At 62.7% G+C, this 22467-nt stretch carries 25 protein-coding genes; 15 read left to right on the forward strand and 10 right to left on the reverse strand.

Going from position 1 to position 22467, the window contains the following annotated elements; genetic code table 11:
- The first annotated feature begins 173 nt into the window (after window positions 1–173).
- Both IE071_RS03420 and IE071_RS03425 read left to right on the forward strand, forming a co-directional pair.
- Complete coding sequence (locus tag IE071_RS03420) at window positions 174–680, forward strand: hypothetical protein (protein WP_189439754.1); 507 nt, start codon at window positions 174–176, stop codon at window positions 678–680.
- Between the two features lie 192 nt (window positions 681–872).
- A complete protein-coding gene (locus IE071_RS03425; protein WP_189439755.1) occupies window positions 873–1139 on the forward strand; it encodes a hypothetical protein in 267 nt (88 codons plus the stop codon).
- A 53-nt stretch (window positions 1140–1192) separates the two neighbouring features.
- Here IE071_RS03425 and IE071_RS03430 read toward each other — a convergent pair whose 3' ends face one another.
- From IE071_RS03430 to IE071_RS03445, 4 genes are all read right to left on the reverse strand, one after another.
- Window positions 1193–2140 carry a M90 family metallopeptidase gene (locus IE071_RS03430; protein ID WP_229792718.1) on the reverse strand — a complete coding sequence of 316 codons (948 nt, stop codon included), beginning with the start codon at window positions 2138–2140 and terminating at the stop codon, window positions 1193–1195.
- On the reverse strand, window positions 2035–3621 hold the full coding sequence (locus IE071_RS03435) for a peptidoglycan-binding domain-containing protein (protein WP_189439756.1): 1587 nt from the start codon (window positions 3619–3621) through the stop codon (window positions 2035–2037). The genes IE071_RS03430 and IE071_RS03435 overlap by 106 nt, the downstream gene beginning before the upstream one ends.
- 32 nt (window positions 3622–3653) lie before the next feature.
- Window positions 3654–4097, reverse strand: coding sequence for a lysozyme inhibitor LprI family protein (locus IE071_RS03440; RefSeq protein ID WP_189439757.1), 444 nt, complete (start codon window positions 4095–4097; stop codon window positions 3654–3656).
- Between the two features lie 164 nt (window positions 4098–4261).
- Window positions 4262–4744, reverse strand: coding sequence for a lysozyme inhibitor LprI family protein (locus tag IE071_RS03445; protein WP_189439758.1), 483 nt, complete (start codon window positions 4742–4744; stop codon window positions 4262–4264).
- Window positions 4745–4941: 197 nt separating this feature from the next.
- Here IE071_RS03445 and IE071_RS03450 point away from each other — a divergent pair, with 197 nt between their 5' ends.
- Together IE071_RS03450 and IE071_RS03455 are read left to right on the forward strand one after the other, a co-directional pair.
- Window positions 4942–5223 (forward strand): type II toxin-antitoxin system RelE/ParE family toxin, encoded by a 282-nt coding sequence (locus tag IE071_RS03450; RefSeq protein ID WP_189439759.1) that lies wholly within the window; start codon window positions 4942–4944, stop codon window positions 5221–5223.
- 16 nt (window positions 5224–5239) lie between these two features.
- The gene (locus tag IE071_RS03455) at window positions 5240–5530 is read left to right on the forward strand and encodes a HigA family addiction module antitoxin (RefSeq protein WP_189439760.1); all 291 of its coding nucleotides are present in this window, start codon (window positions 5240–5242) and stop codon (window positions 5528–5530) included.
- Window positions 5531–5857: 327 nt separating this feature from the next.
- Here IE071_RS03455 and IE071_RS03460 read toward each other — a convergent pair whose 3' ends face one another.
- Together IE071_RS03460 and IE071_RS03465 are read right to left on the reverse strand one after the other, a co-directional pair.
- Window positions 5858–7192 carry a peptidoglycan-binding domain-containing protein gene (locus tag IE071_RS03460; RefSeq protein WP_189439761.1) on the reverse strand — a complete coding sequence of 445 codons (1335 nt, stop codon included), beginning with the start codon at window positions 7190–7192 and terminating at the stop codon, window positions 5858–5860.
- Window positions 7193–7239: 47 nt separating this feature from the next.
- Window positions 7240–7758 (reverse strand): lysozyme inhibitor LprI family protein, encoded by a 519-nt coding sequence (locus tag IE071_RS03465; RefSeq protein WP_189439762.1) that lies wholly within the window; start codon window positions 7756–7758, stop codon window positions 7240–7242.
- A gap of 249 nt (window positions 7759–8007) precedes the next feature.
- Here IE071_RS03465 and dsdA point away from each other — a divergent pair, with 249 nt between their 5' ends.
- Together dsdA and IE071_RS03475 are read left to right on the forward strand one after the other, a co-directional pair.
- The gene (gene dsdA, locus IE071_RS03470) at window positions 8008–9369 is read left to right on the forward strand and encodes a D-serine ammonia-lyase (RefSeq protein WP_189439763.1); all 1362 of its coding nucleotides are present in this window, start codon (window positions 8008–8010) and stop codon (window positions 9367–9369) included.
- Window positions 9370–9555: 186 nt separating this feature from the next.
- Entirely contained in the window at window positions 9556–10266 is a 711-nt protein-coding gene (locus tag IE071_RS03475; RefSeq protein WP_229792719.1) for a hypothetical protein, read from the forward strand.
- A gap of 48 nt (window positions 10267–10314) precedes the next feature.
- Here the strand turns inward: IE071_RS03475 and IE071_RS03480 are convergent, their stop codons facing one another.
- Both IE071_RS03480 and IE071_RS03485 read right to left on the reverse strand, forming a co-directional pair.
- Entirely contained in the window at window positions 10315–10671 is a 357-nt protein-coding gene (locus tag IE071_RS03480) for a hypothetical protein (RefSeq protein ID WP_189439764.1), read from the reverse strand.
- Window positions 10668–11198 carry a bactofilin family protein gene (locus IE071_RS03485; protein ID WP_189439765.1) on the reverse strand — a complete coding sequence of 177 codons (531 nt, stop codon included), beginning with the start codon at window positions 11196–11198 and terminating at the stop codon, window positions 10668–10670. The genes IE071_RS03480 and IE071_RS03485 overlap by 4 nt, the downstream gene beginning before the upstream one ends.
- 450 nt (window positions 11199–11648) lie before the next feature.
- Between IE071_RS03485 and IE071_RS03490 the strand changes: the two genes are divergently transcribed.
- The 5 genes from IE071_RS03490 to IE071_RS03510 all read left to right on the forward strand — a co-directional run bounded on the left by IE071_RS03490 (window position 11649) and on the right by IE071_RS03510 (window position 14983).
- The gene (locus tag IE071_RS03490) at window positions 11649–12626 is read left to right on the forward strand and encodes a VOC family protein (RefSeq protein WP_229792720.1); all 978 of its coding nucleotides are present in this window, start codon (window positions 11649–11651) and stop codon (window positions 12624–12626) included.
- A 13-nt stretch (window positions 12627–12639) separates the two neighbouring features.
- The gene (locus tag IE071_RS03495) at window positions 12640–13503 is read left to right on the forward strand and encodes a helix-turn-helix domain-containing protein (protein ID WP_229792721.1); all 864 of its coding nucleotides are present in this window, start codon (window positions 12640–12642) and stop codon (window positions 13501–13503) included.
- 61 nt (window positions 13504–13564) lie between these two features.
- Entirely contained in the window at window positions 13565–14029 is a 465-nt protein-coding gene (locus IE071_RS03500) for a helix-turn-helix transcriptional regulator (protein ID WP_189439767.1), read from the forward strand.
- Complete coding sequence (locus tag IE071_RS03505) at window positions 14026–14469, forward strand: VOC family protein (RefSeq protein ID WP_229792722.1); 444 nt, start codon at window positions 14026–14028, stop codon at window positions 14467–14469. The genes IE071_RS03500 and IE071_RS03505 overlap by 4 nt, the downstream gene beginning before the upstream one ends.
- Window positions 14470–14503: 34 nt before the next feature.
- Complete coding sequence (locus IE071_RS03510) at window positions 14504–14983, forward strand: iron chaperone (protein ID WP_229792723.1); 480 nt, start codon at window positions 14504–14506, stop codon at window positions 14981–14983.
- A gap of 26 nt (window positions 14984–15009) precedes the next feature.
- On the opposite strand, the gene IE071_RS03515 is transcribed toward IE071_RS03510, so the two are convergent.
- Window positions 15010–16335, reverse strand: coding sequence for an MFS transporter (locus tag IE071_RS03515; protein WP_229792724.1), 1326 nt, complete (start codon window positions 16333–16335; stop codon window positions 15010–15012).
- Between the two features lie 67 nt (window positions 16336–16402).
- Window positions 16403–16870 carry a hypothetical protein gene (locus tag IE071_RS03520; RefSeq protein WP_189439768.1) on the reverse strand — a complete coding sequence of 156 codons (468 nt, stop codon included), beginning with the start codon at window positions 16868–16870 and terminating at the stop codon, window positions 16403–16405.
- A gap of 221 nt (window positions 16871–17091) precedes the next feature.
- On the opposite strand from IE071_RS03520, the gene IE071_RS03525 reads away from it, so the two are divergent.
- The 4 genes from IE071_RS03525 to IE071_RS03540 all read left to right on the forward strand — a co-directional run bounded on the left by IE071_RS03525 (window position 17092) and on the right by IE071_RS03540 (window position 22422).
- Complete coding sequence (locus IE071_RS03525; protein ID WP_189439769.1) at window positions 17092–17439, forward strand: YciI family protein; 348 nt, start codon at window positions 17092–17094, stop codon at window positions 17437–17439.
- A gap of 2 nt (window positions 17440–17441) precedes the next feature.
- The gene (locus IE071_RS03530) at window positions 17442–18692 is read left to right on the forward strand and encodes an RNA polymerase sigma factor (protein ID WP_189439770.1); all 1251 of its coding nucleotides are present in this window, start codon (window positions 17442–17444) and stop codon (window positions 18690–18692) included.
- 93 nt (window positions 18693–18785) lie between these two features.
- Entirely contained in the window at window positions 18786–19244 is a 459-nt protein-coding gene (locus IE071_RS03535) for a DUF3617 domain-containing protein (protein WP_189439771.1), read from the forward strand.
- 265 nt (window positions 19245–19509) lie between these two features.
- On the forward strand, window positions 19510–22422 hold the full coding sequence (locus IE071_RS03540) for a ligand-binding sensor domain-containing diguanylate cyclase (RefSeq protein WP_189439772.1): 2913 nt from the start codon (window positions 19510–19512) through the stop codon (window positions 22420–22422).
- The last annotated feature ends 45 nt before the right edge of the window (window positions 22423–22467 follow it).

A 22467-nucleotide genomic window follows, 5' to 3' on the forward strand; every position in this document is an offset into this window, starting at 1 on the left:
TGGTGGCCACCATGTGGTGATGCTTCCGGGTTTTCCGGCCTGCGCATCCAGCCGGTGGATCTGCCGGAAATCCTCATGGAATCCACGCATATTCCACAGGAATCCCTCAAGCAAGCGCCGGGGGCGCGGCGCACGATCATCCAACGGACATTGGTGTCCGTCTGGAGGCTCCCATGAGACATCTGATCAGCGTCACCACCCTTGTGCTCGGTCTTGCCTGCGTCGGCGGCGTCAGTGCGGCCCAGGACCAGACGCAGGCCACCAACATGCGCAATGTCACCGTCAACGCCGTGCCCCAGTACGAAACCTACGTGGCCAACCTGGATGCCGGCTTCGCGTTGCACGCCCTGGTCGGTCACACACGCCGGCAGTTCGTGCAGGCCGAACGGACGGCCGAGAGATCGGAATCCCTGCGCAAGCAGGGCATGGCCACGCAGCCGCTCGTCGCCGTGGCTGTCGACGACTCCTCGGGCCCAGGCGTGGCGAGACAGTTCCAATTGCTCGACGCCGATAACGAGACGGTTGCCATCGTCAACGTGTATTGCAAGCGGGCCGTGCCGTCGGGAGGCCCGCATTGCAGGTTGGATCCTCTGCCCAACGGGACCGGCAGGGGCAGCCAGAGCATGGCGGCAACGCAGGCGAAGTATCTGCAGGTCGCCGAGGTGGATTTGCGTGACTAGACAGACGACAAGCGGACGGAGGCAATCAAGTTGAATTCATTGCCTCCGTCCCCTTTTTGCCGCCGTTTTGCGACGGAACTAGGGCGCTGGCGGAACGGGCTCTGACCGGTTTAATTCAAGCGGGTAACGGCGATACACGAGCGGAGCGGGGTCAACCGGGCTATCGTGCTGTCCTGATCACGAAGAAACACCATGACGAAAAGCTACGACCCACCGCTGACCACGAACCCGCATGCTCCCCTTTATCGCATCGACAAAGCTATCAGGGCAGCCCAGCAACGGCTGGATGCCGCCATCGACGCGAAGCGGCATCACACCAGCCAGAATCTGGCCCACGAAGTGATCAAAGAGGCGCGCGAAGGACTCAAAAAGTCTGAATTGTTGCGTGTGCTCAAGATCAAGGAACTGGCGCAGAAGGCGGCGGAGACTGCGGCGGCTGGAAAATTGGAGCAAAACTGACCGGGAACTGGAGTGAACCTCTCGTGCTGGGCTCCGCTCTGGAACACGAGCGCTCAGAACGGGTGCTGTCGATAAAACTGCTCGAGCTGCCGATAAACGTCCGGCAAATGCTCGCGCAAAGTTGCCGGAGTCTCGAAAAATTGCTCACTGGCCACCGCAAAAAACTCGGCCGGGCTTTCGAGCGCATACGGATCGATCGGCAATTCGACCCCGTTTCGTTGATCCTCCTTCAGGCGATCCCACGCGCTCGAGAAGACCCGCGACCACACGCGGCGATCCATGCGCCGGTGCAAGGGCGGAAAGCCGTTGGCGTCCCCGTTGAGCAGGTCGAGCTTGTGGGCCATTTCGTGGATGACCACGTTGTGCCCCGGTTTTTTCCCACTCAGCACATCCGCCCACGACAGGATCACCGGCCCACGCCCCCATGCCTCACCGGCCATTACGGTGTTGGTCTGGTGCACCACGCCCGCGGCATCGGTTTGAGTGCGACGCGGAATGAACGCGTCCGGATACACGATGATGCTGTGCCAACCGTCGTACCAATCAAGGCCCAGCTTCAGGATCGGTATGCAGGCATGCGCCGCGAGCAAGACACGATCGGCGTCGCCCAGTTCCAATCCTTGGACCGGCTCCAGCGACTTGCTCTCCAGGAACAGCGTTGCCAGCACGCGCAGCGTGGCCTGATCGGAAGCACCCAACCGTTGCGCTGCGGGACAGCGCCGCAACGCATCTTTCCAGAGCGATTCGGCGATCGGGCGCCGAGCGACGATGCGCCGTACGCGCCATTTTCTGATTTTGTCGAACATCGCCACAAGTTGGAGGGCGTCGTAGCGAAAGCAAGGGTCGGGGTGGATTCCCCCCCGGAGGGGCTCCCTTTTCCGCTTTTCTTCGATATCTACGGTGAGCGCTGCAACGCCGGCTGATCCATCTGCGAGTTTTGCATCTGCTGCATGGGCGGCGCGTTCTGGGTCGAGGCAGGCTCTTGAATATCGTGCTGCCACTGGCCGCTGCTCTGCACGAGCGGCGTGCCGATCGCCTGGCCCACGTTGACGTCGGTATAGCGCTTGAACAGGGAGCTCGTGTCGCCCTGCACGGCGAACGCCCGACTGGCATCATCGCTCAACACAACATGGTCGACCCGACTCATGCCGTGGCCGTGAGCGGCGACGGCCAGTGCCGCGGCAAGATTGTCACTGCGCTGATCCGGTGCACGTCCTTGCTGCGCATCCAGGCGATGTACGGCGTCGAGCGCCTGCCGGTAGATTCCGTTGCCGGGGTGCGTGGCATCGGCGAGAGTCGGCTGCGGCGGGTGCACGGCCATCCGCAAAGCGTTCAGCGTCTTCGGGCCGGCGACGCCATCGGGCGTCATGTGATGCGCGCGCTGGAACTGCTCGACCGCTGCCTTCGTGCATGGGCCGAAGTCGCCGTCCGGATGCAATGCACGGCCGTGTGCATCGGTGTAGCCCAGTCCCGCGAGGTTGCGTTGCAAGGCTGTCACCTCACTGCCTTTGCTTCCTTCCTTGAGCAACGATTGCGCGCCGTGCACATGGCTGGTGCGCGAATGCGTCTGACGCTGTTCCCTGCCGCCCAGTTCGGCTAGCGCCTTCAGCTGGGGATCGTCGAGGATCTTTGTGTCGCGCCCGTGATCATGCAGGTACTTCTCCAGACCGGTCTCTAGGAACGTCTTGTCTTCTGCCGACAGGCTGGCTTTCACGTTGTCGACGCCGGCCGCTTCGACACAGTGTGAGATGCGTCGCAGCACGTCCTTCGTGCCCTGGTTGTTCTGGCCGTACTGTGTTTCGAGCTTGTAGCGAATCATGTCGTCCAGACCAAACTCGCCATCCACCTTGATGGTGGCACCGGCGGAGCGCCCCGGCATGTTCATCGCTGGATCGCCCTTTGTCTTGTCGACGAATTCCTTCAGGCCATCGTTCACGGCCTTGCCATACTGATTCTTCGTATCGATGAGGATCAGTTTGGCGACGTCGCTGTGCTGGACGAAGGTCTTGTTCGGTTCCGTCGTCATGCCGTCGACGACGGCATTCATGGCTGTTACTTTTTTCTGTATACCCGGAACGAAATCGGCATCGATGGCGCGCACACCCGCGTCCGAGCTCAGTGCCGCATCGAGCTTGGGTTTCATCTGCGTGTAGACGGTGCGGTCCGCTTCCGTGAAGGTATTGAACGGCTTGTAGAGATGGCTCTTGATGCTCTCCAGTTCCTGATCGCTGATGATGCGATGGCCTTGGGCGTCCGTGGCATTCGTCGCGATCGACTCGAGCAGATGGCGACCGTCCTGATTGGCTCCTACGTCGTACTGGAACGGCCCGAAGCTGGGTCCGCTCGCTGCCGCGCCGGCATTGCCTATCTCGTAGGCACCCTTGCCGTTACGCAACTCGCTTTTCATCATGATCTCGTACGCGCGGTGCTCCATTGAACCCGGCACGAGGCCATCGCCGCCAGAAAATACCCGGTCGCTCATAGCAAACTCCTTTTAGTTAGTGATCCTTGATCTCAGTGCGATTGGCGAGCGGAAAGGCTGTTGCGCCAGTCCTCCAGCTGCTGTGCGCGGATGGCCGTGCTGTCCATGCGGCAGATCGACTCGGTGGCCGGCGCATTGTCCGAACCAAAGCGGGCAGCGCGTGCCGAGCAGTCCTTGGCGAAGAAGGCAAGCCACGCACGCTGGGCATCCACGGCCGTCTGCCTGGCTGTGCCGCTGAGACCGGTGGTCAGCGCCTTGTATGCCTTGTTGAGTCGTTCATCCTGGTACTTGAATTCGGTATCCGCGCAATCGCCCTGATCAGCCACGCGTCCTTGCGTTTCCTTAACGCATGCATCGTAGGCCGGTCGAATGCCGTAGTACTCATTGGAAATGTAGGACAGGCGCTCCACGCCGGGCACGATGGCAACGCCGTTGATCGTGTCCTGATTACCCGTGGAAGATGCCGGCGGCGACATTGCTACAGCACTCCCGACATATACCGCACACGCCAGCATCGTTAGCAAAGCACTCCGTACCTTCTTCATCGTGTTGTCCTCGTCGCTTGACCAAACCAAAATTCAAAGAAGCTTCCCGATGTATTGGAACCGCTCATGGTGTTGCTCATCCAGCGATGATGCAGTTACTGACCGCTGGCGATGGACAGGTATCTGTTCAATGTGTTGGCTCGCTCACAAATGCTGAAAATCTCGCTTTGGGTCACGTCAAGGTTGTCGATGATTTCATCGCCGTAGAGTGAATCTTCAAATGCTCCATTTTCGCCCTGCAACTTCAGCCAGGTCCGTTCGGCAATGATCAACTTGTCTTTCGCCTTGTCATTGAGCTTGCCGAGCAGCGTCTTGTACGTGCTGTTAAGCCGGCTGTCCTTTGTGGTCTTTTCAGCAGAGAGACACGCGCCGAGAGCAACGGTGTCCGAGCCGGCCTTGTCGATGCATGTATAGAACGTCGTCGTTATGCCTTTCGGCGCATCGCGCTGAATGACTTGGCTCGTACTACTGGTGTCCTTTGCGTGTGCCGAGCAGAGGAGCTGGCTGACGATCAGCGTGCCGAAAAAGAGGACGCCGAAGGTCTGACACAGGCGTATGCGAGCGGGAATGGGGAGCATGCGATCTCCTTGAAAGGCGAACCCTGAAATCCTTTGCCGGAAAGCCTAGCATCGGTACTTCGCGGCAAAATGTGAGCGTGCTCGGGAAATGACGTCGGGGAATAGCGCGATGGCGATCCCGATGACCATCATTGATAGGCAGGGTCACGCAGCTATAACGACTTGCGTCATATGACGGTTGGCGTTATGGTTTGCCCGTGATCAGAAACTTTGCCGACAAGGAAGCGGAAAAGGTCTGGGGCGGAACGCCATCCCGGCGCCTGCCTGCCGATATCCAGTCCGTGGCGCGTCGCAAGCTGCGTATGCTCGCGAATGCCTCTGTGCTGGATGATCTTCGCGTTCCTCCGGCCAATCGGCTCGAAGCCCTCAAGGGCAATCGCAAAGGTCAGTACAGCATCCGGATCAACGATCAATGGCGTATCTGTTTTCGATGGATTGACAATGACGCCTACGACGTGGAAATCGTCGATTACCACTGACACCAGCGAGTCGATCATGAAGAGCCTGCCCAACATCCATCCCGGCGAAGTGCTGCTTGAGGAGTTTCTGACGCCCATGGGCATCAGCCAGAACGCCTTGGCGCGGGCTGCTGGCGTACCGCCGCGTCGTATCAACGAGATCGTGCTTGGCAAGCGCGGTGTTACAGCGGATACCGCGGTGCGTCTGGCTGTGGCCCTGGGCACCAGTGAGCGCTTCTGGCTGGGGCTCCAGGCAGACTACGATCTGGAAGAGGCGCACCGTACGCTCGGCAACGCGGTCGACCAGATTGAGCGGATTGCGGCGTGATGGTTTACTCATCGGCTAGCGCGGTGGCGTACTCACGCGAAGGGTGAGGGGCGGGTGCTTGCGCTAAGCTTCCTTGCGACAAACTCATTCGCAAGGGATGCGAGCCCATGCCCATCATCTCGAGCTTCTTCGGCATTTACGTTCGTATGTACTTTGTCGGCCACGCGCCGCCGCATGCTCCAATGGACTCGACTTGAGTGCCGAATCATTGCATCGACGACTGCAGGAATCCGGTAGCTTGCGGCGCGATGCCGAAGCGGCTTGATCCGGTACGACGGCACGTATCAACAAGAAAGTTGTGCCCCCTTCCTGCAGTCGTGACGACATCTACGGTGAGCGCTGCACCGCCGGCTGATCCATCTGCAGGTTTTGCATCTGCTGCATGGGTGGCGCGTTCTGAGTCTGGGCAGGTTGTTGAATATCGTGCTGCCACTGACCGCTGCTCTGCGCGAGCGGCGTGCCGATCGCCTGGCCCACGTTGACGTCGGTATAGCGCTTGAACAGCGAGTTCGTGTCGCCCTGCACGGCATACGCCCGACTGGCGTCATCGCTCAACACGACATGATCGACCCGACTCATGCCGTTGCTGTGAGCGGCGACAGCCAGTGCCGCGGCAAGATTGTCACTGCGCTGATCCGGTGCACGTCCTTGCTGCGCATCCAGGCGATGCACGGCGTCGAGTGCCTGCCGGTACATTCCGTTGCCGGGGTGCGTGGCATCGGCGAGAGTCGGCTGCGGCGGGTGCACGGCCATCCGCAAGGCATTCAGCGTCTTCGGGCCGGCGACGCCATCGGGCGTCATGTGATGCGCGCGCTGGAACTGCTCGACCGCTGCCTTCGTGCCTGGACCAAAATCACTGTCCGGAACAATAGGGCGGCCGTGAGCATCATGCAGGCCGAGCTGGGCCAGCTTGGTCTGCAGATCGTGGACCCCGGCACCGTGGTCGTGCTCACGTAGCGTGCCTGCATGCTGCACTCGATCTGCGGCAGCATGATGAGTGGCTTGATGCGCGGTCTTGGCACGCGCAACCGTATCGACGGGAATGCCAGTTTCTGCGAACTGGACAAGGTCGGCCTTCTCTTGCAGCGCTCTTTCCTTCAATGCTTCCCATTGCAGTGGTGAGCGGCGGAACAGGGTTTCCGTATGATCGTGCTTGTAGTCCTGGACAGCTTCGACAATGTCCTTGTCGCTCAGCTTTGCCAGTTCGTACTGATCGCCGAACTTGGCTTTTAGCCCTTTTTCGAATATCGGTACGGTCAGGTTCCGGGTTTGAACTGCCGTACTCCACAGCGCGTCTTGCACAGCTGGCCCGCGCCCGGTGAGATCAAGACCGTCACGCTTGAGCGCCGCGACTTGCACATCGTAGTGAGTGCGCTTGATGAAGTCGTGCTGATCATCGACAAAACCATCCTGTTTCGCCATCTCCTTCCACTTTGTACTAAACGTATCGGTGCCAGGAGTTAGGCCATCGAAATCCTTCTTGTATTTCGACTGCTCCAGATACTCTCTGACGGTTCCGGACGAAGAGGAAAGTTGATACTCCCCGTAAGACACGCCGCCGTGATCATTTTGTCCTGTCGATACAGTCCCTGCGCCATGGCCGCGCGTCTCGAACCACGCCGATGTTTGACCCAATCGCCATGCTTTCTGTTCGTTATCCATGTTTGCCCATCCCTAGTTGATTCGACACACCAGCCTCTACCAAGCTGCTACTTTCGATACAGACGTGACTCCAGCTCGGTTGCTCGATCGGCCGTTTGATCAACTAGGCATTCGTCGGATTCAAGTTCCTGTCCCTGGCCGGGTTCGCTGCCCGGTGCGCAGAACTTGTCTCGGAACGAGATCCATCGACGCTCTTCTTCGCGCAAACGTTTACGGTCAGCTTCATTCAATGAGCCCATCAATTTTTTGTAGGTCTGGTTCAGTCGATGATCCTGAAAGCCATGCTCGTCGCGCAGGCAGTCGCGGATACCAGGCGTTGTCCCTTCGGCATCCTTGAGGCACGCACCTAGCGAAGGTCGAAGCCCTATGGTGCGACCATAAGCGACTGCTTCAGAACTCTTGGCGGGCAAAGGGTGGCTCGGCCATTGATCGGCGAAACAAGGGCCTGATGCCAGTGTCGCAGCGATGGACAGGGAAGCGAGCACGTTCCGTTTCTTTGATGACGGGAACGTATGGAGCGTGCTGAGAGGCCGACGCAGCCAGATACGAGTTGGAATGGGGGGCATGAGAACTCCTCGAAAGATGGACCCTGAAATCCTTTGCCGAAAAGCCTAGCATCGGAACTTCGCGCCAAAATGTGAGCGTGCTCGGGAAATGGCGTGGGGGAATGGCGCGATGAACAAGGGGCAGTGTGGTTCCGCTTGCCCGCAGGCTTGGGCACGTTGACCCGTCTTGACGGGCCGCCCTGACACCCTTTCGTTTTTTTTGCCAACATCCATGTCTCCGATAGCTTCGACTGTTCAAAGAGCAAAATCATGATTTCCGGAAGAACGCTTGAAAGCTGGTACGTCAGCCATCCGTTGATTCGCGAACTGGTCGCGCTGCAGGAAACCACCTGGTTCAATCCCGCAGTGGCCCCGGTCGCGGAGTCGATCAGTGATGTGGGATTGACGGCTGCCGATGTCGCCGATGCCAGCGCGCGATTGACGCGTTTTGCTTCCTATCTCAGACGCGTGTTTCCGGAAACGGAGGACAGCGGCGGCATCATCGAGTCGGACGTGCGTCCTTTGCCAAAGCTGCATGCCTTGTTGGGCGAACGCTACAGTCGGACCTTGGGTGGATCGCTATGGCTCAAGCGGGACAGCCATCTGCCTATTTCCGGCTCGATCAAGGCGCGCGGCGGCATCTATGAAGTGCTCAAGCATGCCGAGGATCTGGCGTTGGCGGGAAAGTTGTTGAGGCTTGACGACGATTACGCGGTGCTGGACAGCGACAAGGCACGGGCCTTCTTTGGTCAATACAAGATAGCGGTCGGCTCGACCGGCAATCTTGGTCTGTCCATCGGCATCATGGGTGCGGCGCTGGGTTTTCAGGTGACGGTGCACATGTCCGCGGATGCACGGCAATGGAAGAAAGACATGTTGCGCTCGCGCGGCGTGACGGTCATCGAGTATGCCTCGGATTACAGCGTGGCCATTGCCGAAGGCCGTAAGCAGGCCGAGCGCGATCCCGCCTGTCATTTCGTGGATGACGAAAACTCGGTCAACCTGTTTCTGGGTTACGCGGTCGCGGCCGAGCGACTACAGAAGCAATTGGCGGAAGCGGGTATTGCCGTGGATGCGCAACATCCACTGTTTGTCTATTTGCCGTGTGGCATCGGCGGCGCGCCCGGTGGCGTGGCCTTCGGCCTGAAGCTGGTCTACGGCGATGCCGTCCACTGCATTTTCGCCGAGCCCACGCATTCGCCGTGCATGTTGTTGGGCGTCTATACCGGGCTGCATGACGCGGTCTGCGTGCAGGATTTTGGCATCGACAACGTGACAGCTGCCGATGGACTCGCGGTCGGACGCGCTTCGGGTTTTGTCGGGAAAGCCATGCAGCGCCTGGTGGATGGCTACTACACCGTCAGCGATGAGGAGATGTACAGCTTGCTGGCGCTGATGGAGCGCAGCGAGGGCGTACGGCTGGAGCCGTCTGCGCTCGCCGGCGTGCCGGGCATCGCCAGAGTTCATGGTGATCAGGGCTATCTGGTTCGCGCTGGCCTGGACAGTCAGGCCATGGCGCAAGCCACCCATCTGGTCTGGGCAACTGGAGGCAACATGGTGCCGTCAGACGAGATGCAAGCCTATCTGGACAAGGGGCGTCGGTTGCTTGCGAAGGATTCGACTGCCGGGTGAGATGTTCGATTCCCGAGGCGCGGCTTCCGCAGAGAGCGTGATCCTGATCGAACGTCGATTTCCCTTCATCTCGTTCGTCGTGGAAGAGGTCCGCTCACTGACGCCTATGGCTTGGGTGCCATCGGGGACGATCCAGAAAGAGTCAGATCTTCATGATGTCTATGCGATCAGATCGGGAGAGATGAGATGAAGCAAGATGCCGGCCGCTTGAAGATGGGCGTGACGCTAAGTCTGCTTTTGGCGATAGCCGTTGCCGAAAGTTCGTCAGCTCAAAATTCGCAACATGCCTATCCGAGCATGGCGCCTCTGTCCCAATACCTGATGGCGGACCGCAATGCGGAAATCGCACTGGCGCGCAGCGCGGCGCCCGAGGCCATTTCCGGCGAAGCCACGATTCTGGTGCTCGGGCCACATGGTTACGTCACGGCGGTCGAAGGCAAGAACGGCTTTGTGTGCATGGTCGACCGGTCCTGGTCGGCGCAGTTCGATTTCCCGGAATTCTGGAATCCGAAATTGCGTGGACCGACCTGCTTCAACCCGCAGGCGGCGCGATCGGTCCTGCCGATAACCACCAAGAGGACCGAGCTGGCTCTCGCCGGACAATCCAGGAATCAAATCATGGAGGGCATCAAGAGCGCACTCGCCAAAAAACAGTTGCCACCTCTGGAACCTGGCGCGATGTGCTACATGATGTCGAAACAAGGCTACTTGAATGATTCCGTGGGGCACTGGATGCCGCACCTGATGTTCTATATGCCACTTGATGCGGATTGGGGTGCCGACTTGCCAGGCGCTCCGATCATGCTGAATCCGCAGTTTCAGGACCCTGAAAAGATAAAGGTGTTCATGGTATCGGCCGGCAAGTGGTCCGACGGAACGCCTGCGCCGGCGATGTAGGGAAGGAGCGCTGATCCGCCTTGGCGGCTTGAGAGATCGACGCGGCTATCAATGCCGCGTGCGCTTGGTGCTCGCGCTGGCGGGGGTCATCTCGACACTCAGGGTGAAAGTGCGTTGTTCGTCCGGCTGCATGGCGCCGACGCCCACCAGTTTGCGCGCGATCTCCTCGCCGCGTTCGTTGCGAATGGTCAGCACCATCGAGTATTCCCATGCGCCGCTGCCGACGGGGTTGCGAAAGCTGCCTTCCACGCGCAGTGGCACGGACGCTGGCGCCGCGGTCGCGCCGGTGGATTCACTGAAACGCAGCTTGTGGCGACAGGCGGGGCACACTTCCGCACTTTCCAGGATGGTCTCCCGGCAGTGCGGACAGGTGCGCGTCGCCCCGGCCGTGCTTGGGTTGCTCACGAAGCGGTGCCGTCGTGCCCGAGAGTCTTGTTCGCGCTGTGGCTGCTCTTTGTATCGTCCCAGCCGAACTCGGCCTGGCCGCGCATGCGCGAACCTGCCGCCACGCTGAGCGAGCCTGCTTTCAGGTCGCCGGTCAGTGCGCCGCTTTGCTGCAATTCCACGTGCGCCGCGGATTCGATGTTGCCGATCAGTTCGCCCGCGATGGTGACCTTCTCGGCGCGCACGCTGCCAGTCACTTTGGCGCCGGGTTCGATGGTGAGGTCGCCGCGCACGTTGACGTCGCCCTTGAAGTTGCCGGCGATGCGCACATGACCCTCACCTTCGATCTTGCCCTCGATGGTGATATCGGGCGCGATCAGCGATTCGGCTCTGGGCTTGCCCGGCGTGGGCGCGGGCGTGGGACGAAATGCGGGCTGCACCGGCGCTTGCGCTTCGTGCTTGGTCTCCGGGATGCCGGGTCGCGCCAGGTCGGTGGCTTCGGGCATTTCGGTGGCGGAGGTCTTGGCGGTTTCTTTCCACAGGGCCATGGCGGGACTCCAGTTCGGTCGGACGGAGGGTCAGCCTACCCCCCAAACGGCACGCAAAAACGGGGTCAGGGTCACTTACCTGTGCAAAAGCAGGGTTAGGTTCAGGTTCGCTCCCTAATTTGCTGTTTGTTATGGACTTGAGCACTTCGGCGTCGAGCGGAACGATGGTGCAGATGAACATCCCGCTCGCGCTGCGCGCATGTCGGCCGGGCACCTCAGTCGAGAGTTCAAGCTCGTCTTCGACGAGTCGCCTTGCAAGCTATCTGTTGATCCGACGCATCGAGCGCGTGTGCCGGGCAAATGAACTCGAAGCGTCACCGGGCGGCTCATCCGGGGTTCCTGCAGTTCTTCGTCGCACGAGCGCCATGACCTCCGAGGTCATGGCGCTCGTGCGCTTCCGTCGACGAAAATCGCGACACTTCCACCAAGGGACTCTCCATGCGCCGCCCGATGTTGCTCGTTCTGGCAATGTTCCTGTGTCTCGGTGCTGCACAGGCCTCGCCTCGTCCTGTTGCGGCACCTCCTGCACGACTCGACCACGTCCTGCTCTGGGGTCGCGGGATCGATCAGATCACCTCGGTCATGGCGGTCAAGCTGGGCTTTCAGGTGCGCCCCGGGCACGACCCCGACGGAGTCGCCAATCGATACGTCAGGTTTGCCGACAGCAGTTTCTTCGAGCTGCTTGGTATCACCCGTCCAGATCCGAGCTTCGATCCAGGCATGAAGGAAGACCAGCTGGCGCTCAAGGGTGGCCCGGGATCGCGCAGTTTCGGCTTCCGCTCCGCAGCGCTCGATGCGATCCACCGCTCGCTCAAGGGGCTCGGCTATGCGGTCACGCCTTTTTTCACCGGGCCTGACAGCAAGAAACCGGGTTGGCGGTTGTTTGCGTTCGATCGTGCGCCGCTGTCGAGCAACACCTTCTTCATCGACTATGCCGCCAACTACGCACCCGACCAGATCGATCCTGCCAATGCGGACGATTACCGCGTGACGCGCGAGCATCCCAATGGCGCACGCGAACTGTCGGCGATATGGCTGGTGTCGGGCGATGCCGAATCCGACCGCAGGCAGCTCGAAAAGATGGGCTTCGGTGGCGCGGTACCGACCCGGTTGCCCGCGGTCGGCGCCCGCGGTTTTTGCGTGCCAGTCGGGCCGACGGCGCTGCTGGTGCTTCAGCCCGATGGCGCTGGCGCCGCAGCCGAGGCCATGGCGGCCGGCGGGCTGCGCATTCTGGGCGTGAGTGTCGGCGTCGCCGAGCTCGGGCGTGCGCAGCGTTGGGTCGAACGCGGCTACGAGCGCAGGCTGGCAACTTATCGCGGCTTGTCCGGTGAATCCTTTCTTGCGCCGACGCGGGATGATCTAGGTCTTTCGATCGAGTTCCACGCGATCCTGCCGGGCGGTGCACCGTGTGCTGGCGCCAGCATCTAGAGATATTCTTTGCGTGGCACCGCATGAAGGATTCACCATCGCCACGCTCACAGCCCCTCTGTCCCATCCGCCGATCGGCGCCTTGCTGCGCGAGTGGCGCGCGGCAAGGCGTCTGAGCCAGCTCGACCTGGCGCTGGAAACCGGCATATCGACCCGGCATCTCAGCTGCGTCGAAACCGGCAAGGCGCGCGCGAGCCGCGACACGGTATCGCGGCTGGCCGACGCGCTGGGCATGCCGCTGAGGGAACGCAACGCATTGCTGCGCGCCGCGGGTTTCGCGGCGATGCATCCTGAGCGTTCGCTGGCGGCTCCCGCACTCGATCGCGTGCGCCAGGCGGTCGACCTGATCCTCGCGCACCAGGAGCCGTATCCGGCGTTCGTGATCAGCCGTCATTGGGATGTGCTGGCGACCAATGCGGCGGCGGTCAGGGTCGGCCAGATGCTGATGGATGGTCGGCCGGGCCGGCACGTCAATCTGCTGCACCAGATTTTCGACCCAGAAGATTTTCGTCCGGTGATCGCCAACTGGCACGAAGTGGCTGCGCGATTCATCCGGCACCTGCACGACGACCTCGCGGCCAATCCGACCGACCGCCGGACGCAGCAGTTGCTCGACGAAGTGTTTGCCTACCCCGATGTCCCGGCGCGCTGGCGCGAACGCGAGCTGGGCGACGAACCCTCGCCGATCGTCACCTTCAGCTTCCGCAGCAAGTTCGGCGAGCTGCGCTTCTTCGAAACGTTCACCACCTTCGCGGCGCCGTACGACGTGACCCTCGACGAGCTACGCATCGACTGCACCTTCCCGGCCGACGATCACACCGCCGTCGTGTGCGCCGAGCTCGCGGTAGGGGAGGCTGTGAGTTCGGCCATAGAGTAGTGGTACACACCCTGCTTCAACGGGCTTGAGCACGCCGATACCACGTGGGACGATCACGCCGATGAACAGCCGATCCGCCGCAGAGCAACACCTGCGCGACCTCGCGCGACTGCGCCGCGTGCGTGACCGGATCGACCGGGAGTACGCGCAGCCGCTGGATGTCGAAGCGCTCGCCGACGGCGTGCACATGTCGGCCGGGCACCTCAGTCGCCAGTTCAAGCTCGCCTTCGGCGAGTCGCCTTATTCCTATCTGATGACCCGGCGCATCGAGCGCGCGATGGCGATGCTGCGTCGTGGCGACCTCAGCGTCACCGAGGTCTGCTTCGCGGTGGGCTGCGCCTCGCTGGGCACCTTCAGCACGCGCTTCACGGAGCTGGCCGGGGTGCCGCCCAGCGTCTATCGGCGCGACGCGGCGGCCGCGACCGCGTGGATGCCATCCTGCGTGGCGCGGCAGGTGACGCGACCGGTCAGGACGCAACCGATCAGGAATGGAGAAGCACCGGCCCCGGAGTCGGACTTAGCATGACGGCTCCTCCCACACCGAGCATGACGGCCATGGACATCAACATTCACGCGAGTTTTCTTCCGCAAACCGACCCGGACGCCTCGCTGGCGTTCTATCGCGACACCCTCGGCTTCGAGGTGCGCAACGACGTCGGCTACAACGGGATGCGCTGGATCACGGTCGGTCCACCCGACCAGCCCGGCACGTCCATCGTGCTGTATCCACCGGCTGCCAGCCCCGGCGTGAACGACGACGAGAAGCGCACCATCGCCGAGATGATGGCCAAGGGCACCTACGCCATCATGCTGTTGGCCACCAGGGATCTCGACGCCGCTTTCGAGCGAATCCAGGCCAGCGGCGCCGAGATCGTCGAGGAGCCGACTCAGCAGCCGTACGGGGTTCGCGACTGCGCCGTGCGCGATCCCGCGGGCAATCTGCTGCGCGTGCAGGAGCGGCGCTGAGATTTTCGATGCGAATCCATGTGAGGAGTTTCCTATGAGTCCGGTTGCAAAGAAGGTCACACGCAAATCCGCCACGGCGGCCGCGAAGAGTGCGCAGACATTCACGGCTGAGGAGCGGGCCGCGATGCAAGCGCGCGCCCAGGAGCTGAAGGCGGAGGCGCGCGCGAACAGGAGCAGGGAGGAAGGGGAGCGCGAGCTACTGGCGGCGATCGCCGCGATGCAGGAGCCCGATCGCAGTATGGCGACGCGGCTGCACGCCGTCGTCAAGGCCAGCGCGCCGGCGCTGACGCCGAAGACCTGGTACGGCATGCCGGCGTACGCCCTGGACGACAAGGTCGTCTGCTTCTTCAAGGGCGCACACAAGTTCAAGGACAGGTACGCCACCTTCGGCTTCAATGACAAAGCCAGGCTCGACGACGGCGCCATGTGGCCGACTACATTCGCGCTGAAGGCCTTGAACGCCGAGGTGGAGAAGCGGATCGCCGCGCTGGTGAAACAGGCGGTGGGCAAGTAGCTCTTGGGAGATATTTCTCTTGCTGATCAAATATCGCTGCCCTCTATGGCCGTCCGCTCGCGGGCACGAGTTCTGACCAGACCCGGCTGCGTCTCCGGCATGGTCAGCAAGACAGGTATGACGGCCAGGGCGACGACGGCGATCATGGCGCCGGGCAGGGCGGTCCATCCGGTCATCCGGATGAAAAGCTCGGCGAGGAAGGGTGTCAGGCCACCGAAGATGGCGGTGGCAACGGTGACGCCCAGAGCCAAACCGCTGAGTCGCCCTTCGCCGGGAAACTGTTCGGCGGTCGCCGGCGCGCCTACCGCACTCACACCGCCGGCGAGACAGGCCAGCACGATCGCGCCAGCGGCGATGGGCAGCTCGCCGCCGCCGGCCATCAGGCCGAACATCGACAACGGCAGCAGCATGCCGGCAACGCCCAGCCAGATCAGCACCGGCTTGCGCCCGACCCGGTCGGACAGCGCACCCGCCAGTGGCGTGACCAGGATCACTGCCACTGCGGCAATCGTCGACAGCCACAGCGAACGGCCTTCGGCGAGGATGCCCGACGAGCTCAGGAACGCCGGCACATAGGTGATGCCGACGTAATAGGTGATCGAGCCCAGCGCCGAGATGGCGAAGGTGCGCAGCAGCGCAGGTCGGTGATGGGCGAGCGTGTAGCGGAGTGGGGAGTCGGGCACGCTGTGCTGCTTCAGTTGGCGCAGGAAATCCGGTGACTCTTCCATGGTGGACCGCGCGAACCACACGCAGCCGGCCAGCGCCGCGCCTACGAAGAACGGAATGCGCCAGCCCCAGCCGTCGAGATGGGCTGTGCTCATCGCACCGACCACGAGGGCGGCGATTGCCACGGCCATCAGCGCACCGATCTCGCTGGCGGCAGCTGCCAGCGAGGTGATCAAGCCGCGCCGGTCCTCGCGCGCGCCTTCCAGCAGGTAGGCGACCACGCCCGTATATTCACCGCCGACCGAGAACGCCATGAAACAGCGCAGCAGCAACAACAGCGCCCCCGCCGCCGGCCCGATCGCAGCGTAGTCGGGCAGCAACGCCGTCGCGAGCATTGCCAGCGTCATCAGCATCATCGACAGCACCAGTGTGCGCTGTCGCCCGATGCGGTCGCCGATATGGCCGAACACCATCGCGCCCAGCGGCCGCATGCCGTAGGCAATGGCGAACCCGGCGAGCGTGGCCAGCAACGAGTTGTGGCCACCACCGAAGAACACCCGCGACAGCACGGTGGCGAAATACAGGTAGAGCGTGAAGTCGTACCACTCCACCACCGTCGACAGTGCCGCGACCACCATCGAGGCACGCGAGACTTCGGGACTGCTGTGCTGTTCGGTCGAGGTCATGCGGTTGCCGGAAGCGAAAGGTGTCAGAGACCATGCCTGACGCAGCCACGGTGATGGCGATGCAGGATCAGCGCAGCGGTTCCGCCGCCAGGTCACCTTTGCATGCGATCGGCGCGCCATCCTTGCCGACGGCTTGGGTAAAGCTCGAACCGCTGCGGTTGATCACGAGGCCACCAGCGCAGTGCTGGTTTTGGTCCAGTCGGTAGCTTGCCTGTACGCGAAGCTCCTCCTGGTGCTGCTTTTCCAGGCGTATGGCTTGCGCCGCCTGATACTGCCGAGCCTGCTCATTCACCTCTTGATAGGCGTTGGACAAGTCTTCGCGCTGCTGCTTCAGACTGGCCGCCAGCTGTGCCTGGCGTTGCTGGGCCAGGGCTTTGGCCTGTTGTGCCTCCAGCGCGGCAGCGCGAGCGGAGTCGCGCGTGATCTCATCGGCGTGGCGCGCCGCGACGTATTGGGAAAGTCCATTCCAGGCAAATATGGCCGCGATCAAGGCCGCGGCGGCGGCAGCGATTTTCCACGACAACGGCATGGCCATGAAACCCAACCCCCTGCAAGACTGTGGAGAATCCCGCACATCCATACCCCGACACAACGTTCATCGAGCGTCGGTTGACGGAGTCTAGCAGTGTGAAAAAAGGTGCCAAGGGCAAACCGGTGATCCCCGATAAGATCGGCCCTGTCCAAATCGCCGAACCTCGCGCGTCATGGGAATGGCGACGCATACTGCCCGCCGATCACTCATTGCGGAGAATCCCGATGCAATATCTATTGATGCTGTACGCGAACGAGAACGGTTGGTCGCAGATGACGCCGGCCGAACAGGAGCAGGGCGTCGCGGCCTATGGGGCGTATACGCAGGCGCTGAAGACGGCGGGTGTACTGGTCGGCTCGAACCGCCTGCAAAACAGCACGACCGCGACCACCGTGCATGTGGCGGACGGCAAATCGCAGGTACTGGATGGTCCCTATGTGGACTCCAAGGAGCAGTTGGCCGGCTACTACCTGATCGACGTGCCTGACCTGGATGCGGCGCTTGCCTGGACAGCGCGTTGTCCCGGCGCGAGCCACGGCACGATCGAAGTGCGGCCGATCTGGAGCATGTAACGTTGGATAGTACGGCGCAGGCGCGCAGTACCGCGGACGCCGTCGCGCGCCGCAGCTACAGCAAGCTGGTCGCCTTTCTGGCCGCCGCCATGCGTGACGTGGCGGCGGCCGAGGATGCATTGTCCGAAGCGTTTGCCGCAGCGCTGGCGGACTGGCCGCTCAACGGCTGTCCCGCGAATCCGGAAGCGTGGTTGCTGACCGTGGCCCGGCGTAAAGGGATCGATGGCATCCGGCGGCGCCGCAGCGGTGAGGCGGCGGCCGTGCAGTTGCAGATACTGGCGGAGCTCGACGCGGCCGCATCGACGGCGATGGATGACGCGGCCATTCCGGATCGGCGTCTGGCGCTGCTGTTCGCCTGCGCACATCCGGCGATCGATGCCGGCATTCGCGCACCATTGATGTTGCAGGCCGTGCTCGGGCTGGATGCAAAAACCATCGCCTCGGCGTTTCTCGCGTCACCGGATGCCATGGGCAAACGCCTCGGGCGGGCGAAACAGAAGATCCGCCAGGCCGGCATTCAATTTGCCATCCCCGCACGCGACGAACTGGCCGGACGGTTGGCCGGTGTGCTGGATGCGATTTACGCCGCCTTTGCGGAAGGCTGGAGCGATCCCGGCGGCACCGATGTGATCCGGCGCGACCTCACCGCGGAAGCGCTGTTCCTCGCCGGCCTGGTCGCTGGACTGCTGCCGCAGGAGCCGGAAGCGCTAGGCCTGCTGGCCTGCATGCTGCACGCGGAGGCGCGGCGCCGTGCGCGCCGCAATGCCGATGGTGACTACGTGCCGCTGGCCGAGCAGGATGTCGCGCTGTGGGATGCAGTCATGATCGACGAGGCCGAAGCGCTGCTGATGCGTGCGAGCGCGCTTGGTCGCATCGGCCGTTATCAGCTGGAAGCGGCGCTGCAGTCCGCGCATGTCGAACGTCGCCGCAGCGGACGCACCGACTGGACGCCTGAAGTGCAGATTTACGACGCGCTGCTCGCGCTCTCCGGTTCGCCAGTAGTTGCCCTCAACCGTGCGCTGGCCATCGCGGAACTGCAGGGCCCGCGCGCCGCCCTCGAGATCGTGGATGCACTCGCTGCCGACGGCCGGCTCGTCGATTACCAACCCTACTGGGCCGCACGCGCGGCACTGCTGGCCAGGACCCATGCCTACCCCGAGGCTCGCGCTGCCTTCGACATCGCAATCGGCCTCGCCGGCGACCCCGCCGTCCGGCGCTTCCTGCAGGGGCGGCAGGCTGAATTGCCGCGCTGAGTCGGTCCCTGTGCGCTGATTGGAAAAGGGCTCTGCCCCCGCCTTGATCGGGAGTAGGCTACGCAGCACTTGCCTGGATAAGGAAGAAGCCTGATGAACAAGCTGATGGTTTTCGTTGTGGCTGCGCTCGCGATGCCGATTGGTGCGGCCTATGCCATCGATCACCCGCCAACGAAGGAAGGACTCTGGTTGGTCCGGACCCAGACCATTGGCAATCCGGGTGGCAAGAAGTCCGAGAACACGATGAAAGTTTGCCGCGACCATGCTTCCGAGAGAGCGGGAGAGGCGGTGATGAGAAATATGAAGGGTTGCACCATCAGCAACGAAAGCCTCAGCGGCAATGTGTATTCCCTCGCCATGCATTGTGCCATCGCAGGTATGGTGATTGACTCGAAGGGAACGACCACGTTCCAGAGTGACACGGCAGTGCACTCCGAGAGCCATGTCACCTACTCCCCCGCCATGAATGGCGAAACGGATCAAACGGCGATCAGTGACCAGACATACCTGGGCAGCTGCCCGGCCGGGATGAAGCCGGGCATCGTGCATTAGCGCCGCAGGCAGCGCCAGACGTAATGAGGTCAAAACAGGGGCTGGGGTGCCATTTCCTGGAGTCGAGGGTTGCAGGGAGTGGCCGATTTTGGCGAGGCCGTCATGACCTTGCTCAACGGCCCGCGAACACGCTCAGGCCGTTACCCTTGTCGGGATATGCGATAGTTTGTGCATCGGTCTTCCGGACCGATGGCTGACGGGGGCGTTGCCGATGGCACGGTACCGGGACGGAAACCGGATCGCAGGGGGAGCGGTTGGATTGCGCATGAATGGCTGGATCAGGGGATGGGGTTCGCTCGTCCTGGCGGTGTGTGGTTTGCTGGCGGTGTCACCGGCTCGCGCGCTCGACCCCGATCGCGCGATCGGGCAGTTGACCCATGTCTGGTACGAGAACCAGCTGCCGCAGGGCACGGTGTTGTCCATCGCACAGGGCAAGGGCGGCTCGATCTGGCTCACGACATACGGCGGGCTGGTTCACTACAGCGGTGCGGAATTCGACACCATCGATCCGCGCGTGGCGCCGGTGCTGAAGAGCACGGCGATCACCGCGGTCTATGTCGATCGCGACGGCACGCTGTGGGTCGGCACGCTGAACGATGGGCTGTACCGCCGCCGGGGGCGCGAGCTGGAGCCGGTCGCGCTGCCGGCGAGCATCAAGAGCGTGTTCGGCATCATGCAGGATCGGGGCGGCGCGCTGTGGCTGACCACCAACGCCGGCGTCGCGCGGATGGGCGCGAACGGGATCCATCTGCTCGGCGAAGAAAGCGGGTTTCCGCCGCGCGGGTTCTATCACGCGATCGTGGCCGATGCGGCGGGCGGGGTGTGGATCGCCGCCGATGATTTCGGTGTCGTGCACTGGCTCGATGGCCACGTCGAGACATTCGATACCCGGCGCGGTCTGCCGACCAATGCCGTCCACAGTCTCGCGTTCGACCATGCCGGCACGCTCTGGGTCGGCACGCAGGCCGGTCCCGCGCGCTACCGCGACGGGCACTTCGAGCGTGATCCGCGCCTGGCCGCACTGGATGGGAAGAACATCTATTCGCTGTATGGCGACCGCGACGGCAATATGTGGTTCGCGCCGCTCGGCATGGGTATCTGCCGCCTGACGGCCACGCGCTTCGATTGTGACAACACACTGAGTGGCCTGGTTGGCGAGACCGTGCGGTCGATGTTCGAGGATCGCGAAGGCAACCTCTGGATGGGTACCACCTCCAGCGGCATCCATCGCTTCAGCGATTCGAAGCTGGTCACCGTCACCGGGAAAATGGATTCCAACGCGGTGCGTGCCGTCTACCAGGATCCTGTGGGGACGCTCTGGATCGGCACCGACGGCGCAGGCCTGGCGCGTTACGAGAACCAGGCGTTGGTGCCAGCGACGGCGATCAACGCGAAGCTGTCGAGCCGGCTGCTGCGCGCGATCCAGTTCGACGCGGCTGGCAACCTCTGGGTGGGATCGATCAATGGAGCGAGCCGGATCGCGCCCGATGGCACGGTGCGCAACTTCGGCATCAGCGATGGTCTGCCCGGCACCATCGTGTTCGCGTTCGCGCCGAGTCGCGATGGCGGCATGTGGGTGGCGACCCTGCAAGGTGTGGTGAAGATCACTGGCGACAAGATCAACGTGGTTCAGGGCACGCAAGGTGATGACACGCGTGCGCTGTACGAGGATCCGGCCGGACGTGTGTGGATCGGCGAGCGCAGCGGCTTGCGCTGCCTGCATGATGGGGTGGTCGACCGCTGCGGCACCGATGGCTTGTCGGGCATCAGCGTGTTCGCGTTTCATCCGGAACCCGGTGGTGACCTGTGGCTCGGCACCAGCCTCGGCCTCATGCGTATTCATGATCAGAAGGTGCAGGCTTATACCGAGCGAGCGGGCTTCTACGGCGACGCGGTGTTCGCGATACTCGACGACGATGCGAGTAACTTCTGGGTGAGTTCGAACCGCGGCATCGCGCGGCTCGCGCGGGCCGATATTGAAGCGCTCGACCGCGGCACGGTGAAGCAGATCGAACCCCGCTGGTACGGCAAGAATGACGGCATGCTTTCCCAGCAGGCCAACGGCGCCTCGCAGACACCGGCGTGGCGCACGCGCGACGGGCGGATGTGGTTCGGCACGGCCAACGGTGTCGTTATCGTGGATCCGAAGCACGAGCGGGCGAACCGGATGCGTCCGCCGGTCGCGATCGAGCGTGTGCTGGTGGACGGCAAGGATGTTGTCCCGGACCACATCGGCCGGATCGGTCCCGACGTGGAGCGCATCGAACTGCACTATGCCGCGATGAGCTACGTGGCGCCGGCTGCGGTGCAGTACCGCTATCGGATCGAGGGCTTCGATCGTGGCTGGATCGACGCCGGCAACACCCGGGTTGCCTACTACACCAACCTTCCACCGGGCGACTACGTGTTCCGCGCGATTGCCAGCAACAACGACGGCGTGTGGAACACCGATGGCGCCAGCGTGGCCTTCACCATCGTGCCGAGTTGGTACGCCACCTGGTGGTTTCGCATCCTTGTCGCGGTGATCGTCATCGGTTTGCTGGCCGTGATCCATCGGTTGCGCGTATGGCGCCTGCACGAGCGCGAGCGCGAGCTGACCCGCGAGGTCGCGCAGCGTACCGAGGCATTGCGCAACGCGTATGCCGAGTTGAAACGCATCGCCGCACGCGACGGCCTTACCCGCATTGCGAATCGCGGCGCGTTCGACCAGCGGCTACGCGAGGCGCTGGACGAGCATGCGGCGCGCGGTGCGTCGCTGGCCGTGCTGATGTGTGACGTTGATGCATTCAAGGCCTACAACGATACCTATGGCCATCTCGCCGGCGATGTCGCGCTGACCGCCGTCGCGGGCGCGCTGACGAAAGTGCTGCGCTCGAATGCCGCGGATATCCCCGCACGCTACGGCGGCGAAGAGTTCGCGGTGCTGCTCAACGAGTGCGACATCGACGAAGCGACGGCGGTCGCGCAACGCATGCTCGATGCCGTGCGCGCGCTGGCGATCGAACATCGCTGCTCCGACGTCGCGCCGCACGTGACGATCAGTATCGGCATCGCCGCCATCGTGCCCACGGCCACGGAATCGCCGGAACAACTGCTTCGCTGTGCGGACGAGGCGCTGTATCGCGCCAAGGCAGCGGGACGCGACCGTATGGGCGGTGGTTCCATGCTCGCGGGGTGATGACTCTGACGAGGAAGCGGTAACGTCAGACTCTGGCCTTGGTTC

This window comes from Rhodanobacter panaciterrae, from assembly GCF_014651895.1.
In the GTDB taxonomy this organism is placed as follows: Bacteria; Pseudomonadota; Gammaproteobacteria; order Xanthomonadales; family Rhodanobacteraceae; genus Rhodanobacter; species Rhodanobacter panaciterrae.